General features: G+C 59.2%; 15 protein-coding genes. 9 read left to right on the top strand and 6 right to left on the bottom strand.

Translation table 11 applies throughout. The annotated features are described in order from the left end of the window. Positions 1 to 11: 11 nt before the first annotated feature. From VL130_RS17150 to VL130_RS17130, 5 genes are all read left to right on the top strand, one after another. Complete coding sequence (locus VL130_RS17150) at positions 12 to 1,067, top strand: efflux RND transporter periplasmic adaptor subunit (protein ID WP_325364776.1); 1,056 nt, start codon at positions 12 to 14, stop codon at positions 1,065 to 1,067. After that, positions 1,064 to 4,384 carry an efflux RND transporter permease subunit gene (locus VL130_RS17145; protein ID WP_325364774.1) on the top strand — a complete coding sequence of 1,107 codons (3,321 nt, stop codon included), beginning with the start codon at positions 1,064 to 1,066 and terminating at the stop codon, positions 4,382 to 4,384. The genes VL130_RS17150 and VL130_RS17145 overlap by 4 nt, the downstream gene beginning before the upstream one ends. After that, positions 4,381 to 4,695 carry a metalloregulator ArsR/SmtB family transcription factor gene (locus VL130_RS17140; protein ID WP_325364772.1) on the top strand — a complete coding sequence of 105 codons (315 nt, stop codon included), beginning with the start codon at positions 4,381 to 4,383 and terminating at the stop codon, positions 4,693 to 4,695. Before VL130_RS17145 ends, VL130_RS17140 begins: the two co-directional genes overlap by 4 nt. Before the next feature lie 283 nt (positions 4,696 to 4,978). Beyond that, positions 4,979 to 5,494, top strand: coding sequence for an Hsp20/alpha crystallin family protein (locus VL130_RS17135; protein WP_325364770.1), 516 nt, complete (start codon positions 4,979 to 4,981; stop codon positions 5,492 to 5,494). 214 nt (positions 5,495 to 5,708) lie between these two features. Continuing rightward, positions 5,709 to 6,617, top strand: a complete 909-nt coding sequence (locus VL130_RS17130) for a CHAD domain-containing protein (protein ID WP_325364768.1) — start codon at positions 5,709 to 5,711, stop codon at positions 6,615 to 6,617. A gap of 112 nt (positions 6,618 to 6,729) precedes the next feature. Here VL130_RS17130 and VL130_RS17125 read toward each other — a convergent pair whose 3' ends face one another. The 5 genes from VL130_RS17125 to VL130_RS17105 form a co-directional block, all read right to left on the bottom strand. Further along, positions 6,730 to 7,632: a carbamate kinase gene (locus tag VL130_RS17125; RefSeq protein WP_325364766.1), complete on the bottom strand. Its 903-nt coding sequence runs from the start codon at positions 7,630 to 7,632 to the stop codon at positions 6,730 to 6,732. Between the two features lie 3 nt (positions 7,633 to 7,635). Then, positions 7,636 to 8,772, bottom strand: coding sequence for an agmatine deiminase (gene aguA, locus VL130_RS17120; protein ID WP_325364764.1), 1,137 nt, complete (start codon positions 8,770 to 8,772; stop codon positions 7,636 to 7,638). 3 nt (positions 8,773 to 8,775) lie between these two features. Next, a complete protein-coding gene (locus VL130_RS17115) occupies positions 8,776 to 10,200 on the bottom strand; it encodes an APC family permease (RefSeq protein WP_325364762.1) in 1,425 nt (474 codons plus the stop codon). A 13-nt stretch (positions 10,201 to 10,213) separates the two neighbouring features. After that, on the bottom strand, positions 10,214 to 11,278 hold the full coding sequence (ptcA, locus tag VL130_RS17110; RefSeq protein WP_325364760.1) for a putrescine carbamoyltransferase: 1,065 nt from the start codon (positions 11,276 to 11,278) through the stop codon (positions 10,214 to 10,216). A gap of 194 nt (positions 11,279 to 11,472) precedes the next feature. Then, a complete protein-coding gene (locus tag VL130_RS17105) occupies positions 11,473 to 12,084 on the bottom strand; it encodes a hypothetical protein (RefSeq protein ID WP_325364758.1) in 612 nt (203 codons plus the stop codon). A 150-nt stretch (positions 12,085 to 12,234) separates the two neighbouring features. Here VL130_RS17105 and VL130_RS17100 point away from each other — a divergent pair, with 150 nt between their 5' ends. From VL130_RS17100 to VL130_RS17085, 4 genes are all read left to right on the top strand, one after another. Next, the gene (locus VL130_RS17100) at positions 12,235 to 13,830 is read left to right on the top strand and encodes a PAS domain S-box protein (protein WP_325364756.1); all 1,596 of its coding nucleotides are present in this window, start codon (positions 12,235 to 12,237) and stop codon (positions 13,828 to 13,830) included. Continuing rightward, positions 13,827 to 14,459 (top strand): response regulator FixJ, encoded by a 633-nt coding sequence (gene fixJ / locus VL130_RS17095; protein ID WP_325364754.1) that lies wholly within the window; start codon positions 13,827 to 13,829, stop codon positions 14,457 to 14,459. The genes VL130_RS17100 and fixJ overlap by 4 nt, the downstream gene beginning before the upstream one ends. 44 nt (positions 14,460 to 14,503) lie before the next feature. Beyond that, complete coding sequence (locus VL130_RS17090) at positions 14,504 to 14,872, top strand: hypothetical protein (protein ID WP_325364752.1); 369 nt, start codon at positions 14,504 to 14,506, stop codon at positions 14,870 to 14,872. 83 nt (positions 14,873 to 14,955) lie between these two features. Beyond that, positions 14,956 to 15,618 carry a helix-turn-helix domain-containing protein gene (locus VL130_RS17085; protein ID WP_325364750.1) on the top strand — a complete coding sequence of 221 codons (663 nt, stop codon included), beginning with the start codon at positions 14,956 to 14,958 and terminating at the stop codon, positions 15,616 to 15,618. Between the two features lie 204 nt (positions 15,619 to 15,822). Here VL130_RS17085 and VL130_RS17080 read toward each other — a convergent pair whose 3' ends face one another. Then, entirely contained in the window at positions 15,823 to 16,473 is a 651-nt protein-coding gene (locus tag VL130_RS17080) for a BON domain-containing protein (RefSeq protein ID WP_325364748.1), read from the bottom strand. Between the last annotated feature and the right edge of the window lie 112 nt (positions 16,474 to 16,585).

Here is a 16,585-nt window from a genome sequence, read left to right as displayed (position 1 = left end):
GGGTGCGCCACATGCTTCGATCAGGCCAAATACTGCGGACAGGACTGTCCATTATTGCCATATCCATTGCCGTGTCAGGCATGGGGCTGGCCTCGTGCGGCCGGAAGGAACCCGCTCCGGCGGTGACCGCCTACAAAGGCCCGACCCTGCACATTACCGCCCAGACGATCGACGATGTGAAGCCGCTGGCCGCCACCCTGACCACGCGCCAGACCGGCGAGGCGACGGCGCGCGTCTCCGGCATCCTGACCAGCCTGAAGGTGCGCGAAGGCGACACGGTAAAGCAGGGTCAGGTGATCGGTTTCGTGCAGGACCAGAGGCTGAACCTGCAAACCGGCGCCTATGATCAGGCCGCCGTGGCCGCCGAGGCTCAGGCCAACCTGGCGCGCGCCGCCCTGAAACGCACCCAGACCCTGTTTGACAAGGGCATATACGCCCAGGCGAAGCTTGATCAGGACAAGGCGGCAGCCGATGCCGCCGCAGCCAATGCCCGCGCCGCCCGCGCCCAGACCTCCGCCAGCGGCGAGGCGGCGCGGCAGGGCGCCATCCTGGCCCCGGCCAGCGGCCGCATCATCCACGCCACCGTGCCGGTCGGATCGGTCGTCATGGCCGGCCAATCCGTCGCCACCGTAACGGCCGGCGCCCGCGTGGTGCGCATCGAGCTACCGGAAGCCCAGGCCACGGCGCTCAGCCTTGGCCAGAATGTGCTTCTGGACGCCAATGGTGTGCGTAGCGCAGGCGTCATCAACGAAATCTATCCATCCGTCACCGCCGGACAGGTGGTGGCCGATGTCGCGCCCCAGGGGCTGGAAAACGCCGTGATCGGCCAGAAGGTCACCGCCTATGTCGGCGTCGGTCGGCGCAGCGCGATCGTCCTGCCACGCGCTTATGTCACGACGCGCTATGGCCTCGACTACGTCCGCCTGATGCAAAAAGACGGCACGGTCATGGAAACCACGGTCCAGACGGCTCCGACCGGAGATCCACAAAACCTCGAAATCCTCGGCGGCCTGAACAGCGGCGATGCCGTCGCCCCCTATGGCGCTTCTTCGGGAGCGGCCCAATGAGCGACGCAAAGCTGGGCCTTTCCGGCCGCCTGACCAAGGCCACCCTGACCTCGCCGCTGACGCCGCTGTTCCTGATCGTCGCCATTCTTGTGGGCCTGCTCGCGGTCATGTCGATCCCGCGTGAGGAAGAGCCGCAGATCAGCGTGCCGATGATCGACATCAGCGTCGGGGCGCCCGGGCTGAAGGCCGTCGACGCGGCGCAACTGGTGGCCAAGCCGCTGGAAACCATCGTCAAGAGCGTCAATGATGTCGACCATGTCTACAGCTTCATCGATGACGACCGCGTGCTGGTCACGGCCCGCTTCAAGGTCGGCACCGATCCGGACAACGCCGCTATCCGCATCCGCGAGAAGCTGGACGCCAATATGGACCGCCTGCCGGTCGGCATCGCCGCGCCGCTGGTGCAGACGCGCGGCATCAATGACGTGCCGGCCATGATCATCACCCTGTCACCCAAACCCGGCAGCGGCGACGCCTTAAGTGACACGGCCCTGTATAATCTGTCCGCCCGCCTGCGGGTCGAACTGGCCAAGGTCGATAATGTCGGCCTGACCTTCATCGTCGGCGGCCGCCCGGAAGAAATCCGCATCGAGCCTGACGCCGCCGCCATGAGCGCGCGCGGCATTTCGCTGGACACCCTGATGAGCGGCGTCAAGGCCGCCAATACCAGCTTTCCGGCTGGCAGCATCCGCCAGGCCGGGCAGGCTGTGACGGTCGGCGCCGGCCAGACCCTGCAGACGGCCACGGATGTCGGCCTGATCACCCTGCCCTCGGTGACGGGCCAGAATGTCCTTGTCCGCGATGTGGCGACCGTCATCCAGGCGCCGCGCGAGGACCAGTCCCATGTCTTTCGCTATGCCCGCCTGAAGGACGGCTCCTGGGGGCAGTCGCCGGCCGTCTCCCTGGCCATCGCCAAGCGCAAGGGCGCCAATGCGGTGGTGCTGTCCCATGCCGTACATGCCCGTGTCGAGGCCCTGCAGGGAACGCTGATCCCCGCTAATGTGCAGGTCTCGATCACGCGCGACTATGGCGAGAGCGCCAATGAAAAGGCCAATGAACTGCTGTTTCACTTGGGGCTGGCCACGGTCTCCATCGTCATCCTGATTGGCTTTACCATCGGCTGGCGCGAGGCGGCCGTTACCGCGGTGGTTATCCCGACCACGATCCTGCTCACCATGTTCGCCTCAAACCTGATGGGCTATACGATCAATCGCGTCAGCCTGTTCGCCCTGATTTTCTCGATCGGCATACTGGTCGATGATGCCATCGTCATGATCGAGAACATTTCGCGGCACTGGGGCATGAATGACGGCAGGACGCGGCCCCAGGCGACCATCGACGCCGTGGCCGAGGTCGGCAATCCGACCGTGATCGCCACCCTGACCGTCGTGGCCGCCCTGCTGCCCATGCTGTTCGTCTCTGGCCTGATGGGCCCCTACATGGCGCCGATTCCGGTCAATGCCTCGGCGGCGATGATCTTCTCCTTCTTTGTCGCCGTCATCCTGGCGCCGTGGCTGATGATCCGCTTTGCCCGCAAGGCCCTGAAAGCCGGCGAACACGGCCATTCGCATGATAATGAAGGCTTTATCGGCGCCATTTATCGCCGCGTCGCCGGGGCCATCATCAAGGATAAAAAAAACGCCGGCCGTTTCCTGGCGGCGGTCGGCATTGCCACGCTCCTCGCCTGTTCCGCCTTCTATTTCAAAGCCGTGACGGTCAAGCTCCTGCCGTTTGACAACAAGTCCGAGCTTCAGGTCATCGCCGACCTGCCGCGCGGCACATCGCTTGAAACCACCCAGCGCATCCTTAACCAGGCGGCGCAGATCACCACGCAACTGAAAGAAGTCGAGGCCATCGATTCCTATGCTGGCACGGCCACGCCCTTCAATTTCAACGGTCTGGTGCGCCATTACTATTTCCGCAACCTACCGGAACAGGGCGATCTCAATGTCCTGCTGGCGCCCAAGGGTGAGCGTTCGCGTGCCAGCCATGCGATCGCGCTAGACCTGCGTCAGCGCCTGAAAGCCATCCCCCTGCCGGCCAATGGCGTGCTGAAGGTTGTTGAAGCCCCGCCAGGCCCGCCGGTCATGGCCACCCTGCTGGCCGAAATCTACGGCCCCGACGCCGCCACGCGCCGCGCTGTCGCGGAAAAGGTCAAGGCGATCTACAAGTCCATCCCCTATATCGTCGATGTCGATGACAGCTATGGCGTGGCCGCGCCGCGCCTGGATATCGTCGCCGACCGGCAGCGGCTTGAAGCGCTCAATGTCTCGGACGGTCAGGTCTACGCCTCCTTGGGCGCCCTGATGAACGGACAGGTGCTCGGCTATTCCAACCGCGGCGATGGCCGCGATCCGCTGGAAATATCCCTGCGCCTGCCGCAATCGCAGCGCACCTATGACCAGGCCCTGCAATCCATGCCCGTAGCGACCTCGGTATCAGCCGCCGGCACGCGCCTGGTGTCGCTCGGCGAAGTCACCACCGCGAAACAGGGCCTGACCTCGCCACATATCTTCCGCCGTGACGGCCGCGACGCCGACATGATCCTGGGTGAAATGGCCGGGCAGTATGAGGCGCCGATCTACGGCATTCTGGCGGTGGACAAGGCCATTAAAAATGCCGACTGGGGCAGCATTATGCGCTCAGAGGCCGCGCAGGCTCCCCGCACGAGCGGGGGCGGGCTTTCGCCCTTGCCAAATTCCAAGGAATTTGGAGTACCGGCCATTCGGCTCAACGGCCAGCCGACGGATGAAAGCCACGCCACGGTCCTGTGGGACGGCGAATGGGAAATCACCTGGGTCACCTTCCGCGACATGGGCGCCGCCTTCGGCGTGGCCCTGCTGGGCATCTATGTACTGGTCGTTGGTCAGTTCAAGAGCTTCAAGCTGCCCCTGGTCATCCTGACGCCGGTGCCCCTGACCCTGATCGGCATTGTCATCGGCCACATCCTGTTTCGCGCCCCCTTCACGGCAACGTCCATGATCGGGTTTATCGCCCTGGCCGGGATCATTGTGCGCAACTCGATCCTGCTGGTCGATTTCATCCGCCATGCCGACAAGCATGACGCGAATGGCCAACCCCGCCGCCTGCAGGATATCCTGCTCGACGCCGGCGCCACGCGCTTCAAGCCGATCCTGCTGACGGCCCTGGCCGCAATGATCGGCGCGGCCGTGATCCTGACTGACCCGATCTTCCAGGGCCTGGCCATTTCGCTGCTGTTCGGACTTTTATCCTCAACCCTTTTGACTGTTCTGGTTATTCCCGCCATCTATGTCGTCATGCGTGGCGATTCGGACAGCAGAGACAAGACATCATGAGAAAAGACCTGTCACCGATGATATTGGCCGCAAATGCCCAGAAGGCGACACGTCTGCTGAAGCTGATGGCCAGCGAACAACGCCTGCTGATCCTGTGCAAACTGGGCGAAGGCGAGCAAAGCGCCGGCGAACTAACCGAACTGGTCGGCCTCAGCCAAAGCGCAGCCTCTCAGCATCTGCAAAAGATGAAAGCCGAAGGCCTGGTCGATACCCGGCGCGACGCCCAGACGATCTATTACCGGCTTGCGGACGATGCCGCAGGACAGGTCATAGACCTGCTCTGTAAAATCTATGGCGCCAAGGTGCAATAACGCAGCTGCACAGTAATCAGACGCCAGCATCGGTTCGCGGATGACCTCCAGAGCGATCCGTAAAGGCGTGCGCCGGGCCTGGCGCGGTACGCCTCTATGACTGTCTCCCGGACGAATGGCCTTGATCCGGACCAAAGCGATAATGGCAAATAATCTGGCGCTTGACGCCGATCAAATCTCCATCGCCCGATACGACCTAAGCTACTCTGCGCATTACCTGAAATTTAAAACCCAATCCCTGACGCTTGTAGATTTAGATTCAAAATCGAAAGGAGAGTAACTCATGTCCAATCAATCCCTTACCCCCTCCCGCAAGGAAGCTGTAGCCGTTAGCCGCGGCGACAATCCCATTCGCGGTCTTCAGAACGACGTCAACCGTCTGTTTAACGAGTTCTTCGGCGATCTCGCGTTTCCCGCCTGGGACCGCTTCCTGGGAGACCGGTTTGCCGCTACTTTTGCGATGAAGGCGCCGGCCATCGACCTGCGCGAAAGTGATAAAGCCTATACCCTCGTCGCCGAAGTCCCAGGTATGCAGGTCAAGGATATACAAATCTCGACTTCGGACGGCTGCCTCACGCTCGCCGGCGAGAGGAATGAGGAAAAGGAAACGCATGACAAAGGCTATATTCGTCAAGAATGCAGCTATGGCAGCTTCAGGCGTGTCGTCCCGATGCCTGCGGATGCCGATATCGATGCGGTGAAGGCCGAGATGAAGAACGGCTTGCTGACCCTCACGATCGCCAAAAAAGCGCCGGATACAACGAAGACCCGCAAGATCGACATTCGAGAAGTCGCATAGGCTAAGCGGTGCCGCCGCGTTTCGACCGCGCCCGCATATTGGCCACCCAAGCGTCTTGATGATAACCGCCTCGCTCTGAGAGTAATGCCTGGTTTCGTGTTGCCAATGGCGTAATTCTTGCCCGCTTTTGATCCGGATCAAGGCATGTCGCCCGTGGGACTATTCATATATAATAATCACAAGCATGTGCATTCAGCCGGCAAAGGCAAGAGTGATGAAAAGACCGAAAGAACCTACAGGACTGGCATCTCTCCTCGATGGAGCGTTCCAGCGCCAGGTCAATCTAATCCTGGCGACCAGCGTATCGGGCGAGTCCGCTGTCCATACGGTACGCGTGTGCACAAAGAAAATCCGGGCTTATCTTCACCTCCTGAAAAAGCCGCTGGGCAAGGTCCGTTTCGACACAACCAATCTTGTTTTTCGTGATGCTTCGCGAACCTTGCGAACATATCGCGAGACAGAGGTTTTGTACGAGACGATATCCTATGTCGAAGGACTACATGACCGAGACTTCACCCCGGGCAATGCTGAAAGGCTTCGTTTGGATTTGCGGCTTGGCGAGCCCCAGTCGGGCCTCGATGAGGCATTGGCGAGCATACACAACGACGTCCATGCCGAGCGCGAAGCTTTGCCCATTGCCACCCTGAACGTCAAATGGTCTTACATTGCGTCTGCTCTGAAGCGCACCTATCACCGCAATAAGAACGCCTTCGCCAACGCCGTTCGCCAACCCAATAGCGTCAATCTGCATGAATGGCGAAAACAGGCAAAAAGGCTGGAATACCAGATTGCGATACTGCAACCTATCTGGCCGAAGGATATTGACAGATTGAAACACGAGCTTGCCCAACTCACCGATACCCTCGGGCATATTCATGATCTCTCGATACTTAAAAAGCGCCTGGCCGCTCTTGATGAGGCTGGAAGTACCGAAGCGACGAAGCGGGCAAGACACCTGATCCGGAATCATCGGCGCAAACTGCTCCGTGACGTCTTTGACAAAGGGCACTCAATTTGTGCCAAGCCGGCATCTGAGTTTGAGACCGATCTCAACCGCCACTGGGAAGATCAAAAAGGGTTACGCGCCCCCCTGGTCCCGGTCCCGACGAAAATGGACGCATGACGGTAAAGTTTAGCCGGATTTTCGGCTACACCGTCCTCTCCCTGATCTGCCCCCCTAAATGCCTGTGGGTGACGCTAATCTCCTATTTTGTCCTGGCGTCAGAAAAACGCGGTCAAATCTCGATCCGGGTTCCGGCGAACCCGGCGATTACCCTGGCTGCGTCCTGAAGATTGCCGATGAAAGCCGGTTTGCCGGTATTTGAGACAAACTGGCAGGCGGCCTCTACCTTGGGGGCCATAGACCCTTCGGCGAAGGTCAGCCCCCTGAGCTCGGCCACCGTGGCCACCGGAACCAATTTTGGGTTCGGCGTCTCCCAGTTTTGGTAAAGCCCGTCCACGTCCGTCAAAATGACGAGACGATCGGCCGATAGCCTTTGTGCCAGGAGACAGGCCGCCCGATCCTTATCAATAACCGCTTCGATTCCCGTGACGTAACCGGCGTCGTCCCGTTGAACCGGCACACCGCCCCCGCCGCAACAGATCGTCAGGACGCCGGCGGCGACCAGGCGCTCGATGACCGGCAGTTCCAAAATCTCCACAGGCATTGGGGATGCAACAACGCGCCTGATTTTGCGGCCATCAGCGGCGAAAGCCCATCCGTGCCTTGCCTCCAGTCCGGCGCCCTCGTTCGCCTCGTAAACCGGCCCAATCGGTTTGTTCGGGCGGGCGAACGCGGCGTCGGAGGGATCGACCACGACCTGCGTCACCATCGCCGCGATCTGGCGATCTGGCATAACCGATCGCAGCGACTGAGCGATGATATAGCCGATCATGCCTTGAGACTCCGCCCCAAGGACATCAAGGGGATAGGGTGGAACCGCCTTATAGAGGTCCGCCTCCAGCGCCAGCAGGCCGACTTGCGGGCCGTTGCCATGGACAAGGGCAATTTCGTGACCCGCACAGCCTTCGGCCAGACCCAGGGCCGCAGTGGTCATGTTGGCGCGCTGGTTGTTCGCGCTCATGATTTCACCGCGCTTCAGCAGCGCGTTCCCCCCGATGGCGATCACCAGGCGCACGCTTCAGCTTCCCGCCGATTGCAGGCCTGCATGACTTTTATGTGTGAATGCAGATGGTTGTTGCTGCGTGATGCAATGGATATTGCCGCCGCCCAGCAGAATTTCGCGGCCGGGAACCGCGATAATTTGTCGTGTCGGGAAGAGGTCTCCCAAGGTCGCTTGCGCCTCCGCGTCCATCGGATCATCGAATGCGGGCATGACGACCACACCATTCCCGATGTAGAAATTTACATAGGAGGCCGCCAGCCTGTCACCCACCATCCGCGGCAGCGTTCCCTCAACGGGGGCGACGCCGGCTGCTTCTTCCGCCGAAATCAGGACAGGTGCGGGCTGGTGCAGTTTGTGGACCACCAGTTTGCGGCCGCGCGCATCGCGCATCTGGCCAAGACGCGCCAGCGCCTCCGCCGAAATGGCGTATTGAGGATCATTACGGTCTTCGGTCCAGGTCAGGACGACCTCACCCGGCGCGACAAAGCGGCAGAAATTATCGATATGTCCTTTTGTCTCGTCGCGGTAGACGCCCGCCTTTAGCCACAAAACGGTATCGCAGCCGAGATAATCGCGCAGATTGGCTTCGATCTGTCCCCGTGTCAGGTCGGGATTGCGATCGTGATTGAGCAGACATTCCTCGGTGACCAGAACGGCGCCCTCGCCGTCCACATCGACCGATCCGCCCTCCAGAATAAAATCCGGGGCATATCGGTCGACCCGTTCAAGCTCGATCACCTTTTCCCCGACCAGATCGTCCTGATCCCACGGGAAATAGAGACCGTCATCCAATCCGCCCCAGGCATTGAACTTCCAGTCGACACCGCGGACCTGCCCCTTTTCGTTGATAAGGAAGGTTGGGCCGCAATCACGTATCCAACTGTCATTATTTGTCATTTCAACCAGACGGATCGCCGGATCAAGCATCTGGCGCGCCACGAGATATTGCCCGGGCGAGACACAGACGGACACCGGTTCGCCCTGAGTGATGGCCTTGGCCACCGCGGCAAAGGCATGTTGAGCCGGTTTCGCCCCGTCCCGCCAGTTGTCGGAGCGCTCGGGCCATAGCATCCAGCAACCCACATGTGGTTCCCATTCGGCCGGCATATGGAATCCGTCCGCCCGCGGGGTTGAGGTGAGACGTCGCGACATGAGCTAATCTTTCTTTTTTGAGCGGCTGAGCGCGCCACGGACCAGGATTTCACCCACCACAATTGTCACGACTACGCCACCAATGATGGACAGGGCATAGTTCAGATCAAAGGCGCCCGGCTTGTAGATGAGAAAGACGATGCTTTGGGCAATGAAAGCCATGCAGATGAGGCTAAGCGTAACGGCAACCGCGTAGCCGCCCGGAACCCTGTAGGGTCGCGCCAGGTCGGGCTCGGTCCGGCGCAGTTTTAGAAACGAGCCGAACAGCAGGAAATAGGGGAGAAGAAAGACGACGGATGAAAAGGCGAAAGTCGACCAGAACAGGTCTTCAGCCGATTTAGCGAGGAACCCGTACAGCAGCAGGACCAGTGTCCCAATCAGGCCGCCCAGAACGGCTGAACTGGTCGGCGTCTTGAACTTGGGGTGCAGCCTGGAGAAAATAGCCGGCAGGTCCCCACGGTTTGCCGCCTCCGCCGCCGAGCGGTTTGCGCCAATCGTCCAGGTCGCCATATTGGCGATCAGTGTATAAAGCGCCATGCCGCCGAGCAAAGCGACGAAGGCCGTCCCGACCGGTGAACCACCGAACAGCCGGCGGAAGGTATCGACCAGGCCATCGATCAGACCAATGTCCTTCGTCGGCAAGGCGAGCAGAATGCCGACCGTTGCGAAGATATAGAAGAAAGAGATCAAAAGGCCGGAGATGAGTATCGACTTGGGGACATTGTGGGCGGGGTCTTTCATTTCTTCGCCGGCGCCAGACATCAGCTCGAAGCCAAGAAAATTGTAGAGAACGACCGGCAGGAAGGCGAGGCTCACGCCCCAGTTGGGCGCCATGGCCCGCAGTGTGAACGGATTGGCGACGCCATGCGCCAGGGCATAGGTGATCCCGCCGATACCTATGGCCAGCATGATCACGACCTTGAACACCGCGCCGAGATTGGGCACCCATTTACCGACCTGAAGGGTAACAATATTGATGCCGACGGTCAGCCAGGTCAGTCCCAGCGTGATGGCCATCTTTGTCAGAAGGCTCATATCCGGGTATATCAACTGGGCCAGAATGCCGGCGAACAGAATATAGACCGACGGCATCCACAAAGCGACATTGACCCACCAGAGCCAGGCTGTCCGTCCGGCCCAGAGCGGACCGAAAGCGCGACGTACCCACGAATAGATGCCGCCTTCCTGGGGCAGCGCGCTGCCCATTTCTGCCGTGATCAGTCCGTAGGGTATGAAGAAGAGGACGAGTGTGAAAACCCACCAGAAGATCGACTGAACCCCGATCGATGCCGAAGCCGCCAGTTGGTCGATCACCAGGATCGCGCAGACGGTAAAAAGGGTCATATCCAGGCCGCGCAAGACCTTGGTGAAGCGCGGAATGATCTTAGCGGGTGCCTTGACGGCATTTGGTTGAGCTATATCGGTCATGAGGTATCTCCGCTTAACGGCTGAGGAAATCAGCAATCCGACCGGCGTGCCACGACATAAGCTCGGGCGAGGCGCGTTTCAGGCCGGGAAGGACAAAATGGACAAGCAGGGCTTTTTCCGTGTGCAGCCGGTTTTCGGCCTGGTCGAAAGCAATCGACCGCGGGCCATCCAGGACCGCATCGGTCACCTCGACGCCTCGCGAAGCCGGCAGGCAGTGCATGAATTTCGCATGCGACGGGGCTTTGGCGAGCAAGGCGTCATTGACCTGATATTTCGGCATGAAGGCCTGGGTACGGTCGGGGATTTCAGCCTCCTGCCCCACCCACCACCACAGGTCGGTGTAGATGAAATCGGCTTCGCGCACGGCCTCGACAACGTCGTCGGTCACCGTCACCGATCCGCCCGAGGCCGCGGCATTTACCCGCGCTATGGCCTGCCACGCTTCTGGCGCCTGATAAGGCTGCGGGGCCGCATGGGTAAAATGCATACCCATCTGGGTGCAGATCATCATCAGGGAAGAGCAAACATTCGTGGCGTCACCGACAAAGGTGACGCGCAGGTCGGTCATCGGCTTGCCGGGTACGCTGTGTTCCAGCATCGTGAAGACATCGCAAACGACCTGAGTCGGATGATTATAGTCCGTGAGACCGTTGATGACGGGAACCGTGGAATAGGCGGCCAGATCCAATACGGTCTTGTGCTTCAGGGTGCGCGCCTCAATCACGTCGACCATGCTTGAAATAACTTTGGCGGTGTCTTTCAGGCTTTCTCTTACGCCAAGATGAATTTCACCGGGACGCAGGAACAGGGCATGACCGCCCAGTTTCGTCATCGCCACTTCAAACGACACGCGTGTGCGGGTGGAAGGCTCCTCGAATATCATCCCCAGAGAAGCCCCTGCCAGAAGTTTCGGACAGGCACCGACCTTGTCGGCTTCCTTAAGCAACCGGATCAGGTCAAGTATCCGCAGCAGTTCGTCTTTGGAAAAATCCTGCGTGTCCAGGAAGTGTCGCAAGGGCTGCATGTCCCCAAGCGCGTGTATCACTCGCTCTGGCTCAAGATCTGAAATGCTATCCATAAGGTCAATCCTGTGACGGAGGCGGTAACAGCCGCGAATGTCCTGATTGTATTAGAGACGTTCTGGCTTTTCGGATTTGATCTGTGTCAACACCACAGTTTTCCGGAGGCTTCTCCGGGATTGGCGGGTCTAGTGACAGGCGTGCGCCAGCAGCACGGTTATAATTGCCCTTTGAACGGGACACTGACGGCTGCCTATCGGGGCAAGGCCTTACCTGTCTGACTGCCAGCGAAATCCAGGACGAGGACCGCCATGGCGACGGGGAAGGTGATCAGCCATAGGGCGCCAACCCAGATGAGTACCGGCCAGGCCAGTTGCGCCACAAGAAACGGCGCCAGTACGCCATTGGCGACGAGCCACCATCGACTCCGTTGGCTGGCAACCGCCGGGGCAGCCAGTAGCGTCGACACGCTCATAAATGTATAGCCGAGAAGATCCAGACCGGTCGTGAACTGGTGTTGTTCGCAGCAGGCAAGAAAGGCAACACTATCCCCCTCCCCGTTCAGGTCGTGCGGAATAACGACACCGAGCTGCGTGATGTAAACGATGCTGACGAGCACGGCATACATGACCGCCAGCGCCAACGCCGACAGGCTGAATACCGACCGGGCGGGCGGAGCTGCGACATGAACGGCCACCATGGTAAAAACAAACAATGGCGCGAGGACAAGCGAAGGCGCAAAGATAAATATGCGATCCCATGGGTCATGAAGGATACCCAAGACTTGCAGCACCTGCGGAACACCGTAGGCAAGGCTGGCCAGGCACGCGCCCGCCGCTGCCCATACGCCAAATCGGTTACTCATCAGCGATCTCCTGCCAAAGATTTGCGACTCCATTTAACGGTCGTGCGTCTCGCCGCCTTGATTTCGCGCAAATTCAGGGAAACTTGACCACCCTGCGGCTCAAGATGTGGCAATAACCCGCGTTGACTTATTTCACTTTATCAGCGCTCAATGAAATTCGCCCCAAAAGCGAGTGTTACTTGCTGCCACAACTTCACTCCGGCGGATGGTTTCTACGTGAAAGATGTCTTTGATCATTTGCGCCAGCGTAGAGCGCATTTTTATGATGGTATTCTCGTCGGCCGGTATACGGGATGGCCGAGCTATGGCTTTGCCGTCCTCAGCAGCGCCGCCGCATTCGGTATCCGTCAGGGACTTGGACATTTGGTCGGTGATCGAGCGGCCTTCGCCATCTTCGTACCCGGCATTCTCGCCAGCGCGATTGTCGGCGGATTCGGTCCCGGGCTGACAGCCGCGGCGCTTTCGATTATTCTGGCGCTGCAACTCAGCAACCATGCGGACACACTCACCCAGAGTATCGGCGTTATCGCGATCTATGCTGTTATCGGCGGTCTGATTGCCTGGATGGGGGAGATGCTTCATCGCATGCGACATGATGCGGTGATGACCGAAGAAAAGCTCGATCGGCGTGATGAGCAGATCCGAGCCATTTTCCGAACCATTCCGGACGCCGCCATTGTGATCGATGATGCGGGCCTCATCATCTCCTTCAATACGGCCGCCGAACGGCAATTCGGCTACTCTGAAACAGATGTGCTCGGCCAAAATGTCAAACTACTCATGCCGCAGCCTTATCAGGGGGAACACGATGCCTATCTCCTCCGGTACAAGAACACAGGGGAGAAACGCATTATCGGAAAAGGCCGCGTTGTGGCGGCCCAACGCCGCGACGGATCGACCTTTCCGATATTGTTGTCCGTTGGCGAGGTCCGGTCGGGCGGCACGGTGTATTTCACGGGCTTTATCCGCGACCTGACCGAGCGCGCCGATGTGGAGGCTCAACTGGAGCAACTGCATGGGGAACTGGCGCGACTGTCCCGAATCAACGAACTCGGAGAAATGGCTTCAACACTGGCGCATGAACTGAATCAACCACTGTCATCAATAGCCAACTACGTGCAAGGGTGTGTCCGCATGTTGCGGGACTCTACCGACGAAACGATTGTCAACGTCCGCAATGCGCTTGAAGAAGCCGCGAAACAATCGTTGCGGGCCGGAAAGATTATCCATCACTTGCGTGAGTCAGCGACGCACGGCACTACGGAGATGAAGCGTGAAAGCCTGCGTTCGATCATTGAAGAGGCGGCCGCCCTCGCTCTCACCGGCTGGCGCGAAAAAGGCATCAAGGCTGTATTTGACTACCAGGCTGATTCCGATGCCGTATTCGTCGATCGCGTGCAAATCCAGCAGGTTCTCATCAATCTGATGCGCAATGCCGGCGAAGCCATGGGCCAGTCGATGCGCCGGGAACTCACCCTGTCCACAGTGCTTGTTGATGAGCGCACTGTCGCCGTAGAGATTGCCGACACCGGACCGGGCATAAGTGACGAGGTCGCGCAACATTTGTTCCAGCCGTTCGTCAGTGGCAAGCCCGGCGGCATGGGGATCGGCCTTGCCATTTCCAAACGTATCATTGAAGCTCATTACGGCCAGATCAATGTCGGCGGCAATACCAATGGCGGCGCCACTTTCCGCTTCACGCTGCCCTTGGTGAACGATAAAATCGACGATGAGGGTGAGACATGAGCATGGATCGCATTATTCACATTGTCGATGACGAAGCGCCGGTCAGGGCTTCACTGGCTTTCCTGTTGATGTCGGCGGGCTTCGCCGTGCGGGCCCATGACAGCGGCCGCGCATTTCTCGCTGCATTATCGGATACTTCGGGCGTTTGCCTCGTGACGGATCTTCGTATGCCGGAGATGAACGGCGTCGAACTGTTGGAAGCCCTGACTCGACGCGGGCACAAGGTCCCCGCGATCGTTGTGACCGGCCACGGCGACGTGCCCATGGCGGTGGCCGCAATGAAGGCCGGCGCCATTGATTTTATTGAGAAGCCTTTTGCTGACGACGTGATTATCGACGCCATCCATCGGGCCTGCGCAACGGCAGACGTCCAGGAAAACGTTGATAATGACAAGGCAGAAACCTACGAGCGTCTCAAATATCTCACCGCCAGGGAACAGGAGATCCTGGTTGGCATCGTGACCGGTTTGCCCAACAAGACGATCGCCTATGATCTCGAAATCAGCCCTCGCACCGTCGAAGTGCATCGCGCCAATATCATGAGTAAAATGCAGGCCAAAAGCCTGCCGGAACTGGTGCGCATGACGCTCCTCATCGACCTGGCACGCGACACGTCCGGTGGCAATTGATCCCGGTCAATTTAATCCGGCATCATCTGATTTAAGTTCGAGGCATGAAACCTTCCCCTTCCGATTTCGCGCCAGGTGTACTTGTTATCGCCCCGGACCCCGACTTGAAACATTCGCTTGCCTTCATGCTGAAGGCAGAGGGTTTCTCCGTTGAAACCGGAGTCACATGGCCGTCCGAATACCGCGCCAATCGGCCCGATGCCATCGTCATTGATCATGCCGCCTTTCCAAAAGGCTATTCCGGCGATGAAGAACTGACCGCTCTTGGCAGAAAAGTCGTGATCTTGGCCGGTCGGAACCGGTTGTTGCCGCCGCTGCCGGAGGCAACTGTTGTTCGCAAACCCCTCCTCGACCGTGCCCTCATCGATACGCTTCGCGCACTCGTGCCGGAGCAACCGGAACGGTCTAAGTAGAATCCCGTACGGATAAAACCGAATACCGAGCTTAGAGTTTTACGGGCATTGATGTCTTAACGCTTGTTAACGGAGAGACATCAATGTTTGACGCAGTTCCTGCCTACAGCCCCGTCCCCCTCCATCGCCATCCGGCGACTTCCGTCGAAATCGGCGGCCGCCTCGACCACCTGCTGAGTGGTCCTATGGCCGTCTTTAATCCCGGCGCCGAAATTTACGCCGAGGGCGACAAGTCCGGTGCGCTTTATCAAGTCGCCTTCGGGGTCGTCCGCATTTACCGCCTGCTGGCCGATGGCCGTCGTCAAATCTGCGCCTTTCAGATGCCCGGCGAAATTTTCGGTTTCGAGTCGGGCGCCGCGCGTCACTTTTTCGCGGATGCCGTCAATCTCGTGGGACTTCGCGTCCTGCGTCCCGGCAGTGAAGCCGAATTGTCCCATGAACTTTTCAAGCTGGCCTTGAGTTCTCTCAATCGTGCACACGATCACTTGCTGACTGTCGGCCGCAATGATGCCGCTGGCCGGGTCGCCGCCTTCCTTATTGAAATGGCCAGTCGCCAGGACTCGCGCGACCATGACGTCATTGACCTGCCAATGTCGCGCGCTGACATGGCCGACTATCTCGGGCTGACAATCGAGACGGTTTCACGCGTCCTCACCAAGCTCAAAGCAGCTCGCATTATCCGTCTGGAGACGTCGCGCCATCTCGATGTGTTGCGCTGGGACATTCTGGAAGACATGACCGCCTAGGGGGCTAGTCGGCTGAAAGCCGCGGTTGGGGTTACGTTTTGGGCTGCGCTTGCGCTGGCCGCCACCGCCGGCATCGGACACCTGTTTGGGGCAGCGGTATGATCGCCCAGCCAGAGTAGAAGTTGAAATAAAAAGCATGGGGCCGAAAAAATCGAGCAGCGGGCACAGTTTAGGTGCGCCCGCTTCTCGAGTGTTTTCGCTACTTCAGGTGAACATCAAATGATCTTCAACGGCGCGGACGCCCGGCGCCGACCAGGCCGCGCGTTCTGCGGCATTGCGTTCGGCCCAGTCGTGGACCTTACCTTCGAGCTTGATCTTGCCGCCATCGACGACATTGACGTGGATCCCAGCGGCCTCAACAGAGGCGGAACGCTTCAGGGCATCTTCAATGCGCTTTTTTACATCCGCGACCGATACCTGGGGCGTGAGTTCGATGCTGTTGGTCACACCGATAACGCCGGCCAGCCGCCGAACCGCATCTTCGGCTTCGGTGCGCTGGAACTGCCATTCCAGCTTGCCTGTCAGGGTGACCCAACCCTTTTGCACCTTCACCTGCACGGCATCGTTCGGAACGAACGTGTTCCAGTTGATGATATTAAGCGCGCGCTTCGCGATGTTTTCGTCAGAATTAAGGGGGTCACCAAACGGACGCACCTCGATTTCCTCGGCGATGCCATGCACCCCCTTTATATGTTGAACGGCTTTTTCAACCAGTATCTTCTGGCCATAGGTCGTGACATGCCCCGTCAGGGTGACGATGCCGCGGTCTACAGCGACCCCAATGTGTGCCGCGTTGACGCCCGGTTCGAAGTCCAGCTGGTCGATAATATTCTGTCTCAGGTCCTTGTCAGACATGACGATCTCCTTGTCTTGCGAAGCGGACCATCCGCCTCGTCGTTTGGCGGCAACACTTTGCGCCGCCTGTCCGCGACGACATTGACGCAGGTCAAATCGAATGATCATGATG

Origin of the sequence: Asticcacaulis sp., from assembly GCF_035497195.1 — a bacterium.
Classification (GTDB): Bacteria; Pseudomonadota; Alphaproteobacteria; order Caulobacterales; family Caulobacteraceae; genus Asticcacaulis.
This window is presented reverse-complemented; position numbering and strand designations above follow the sequence as displayed.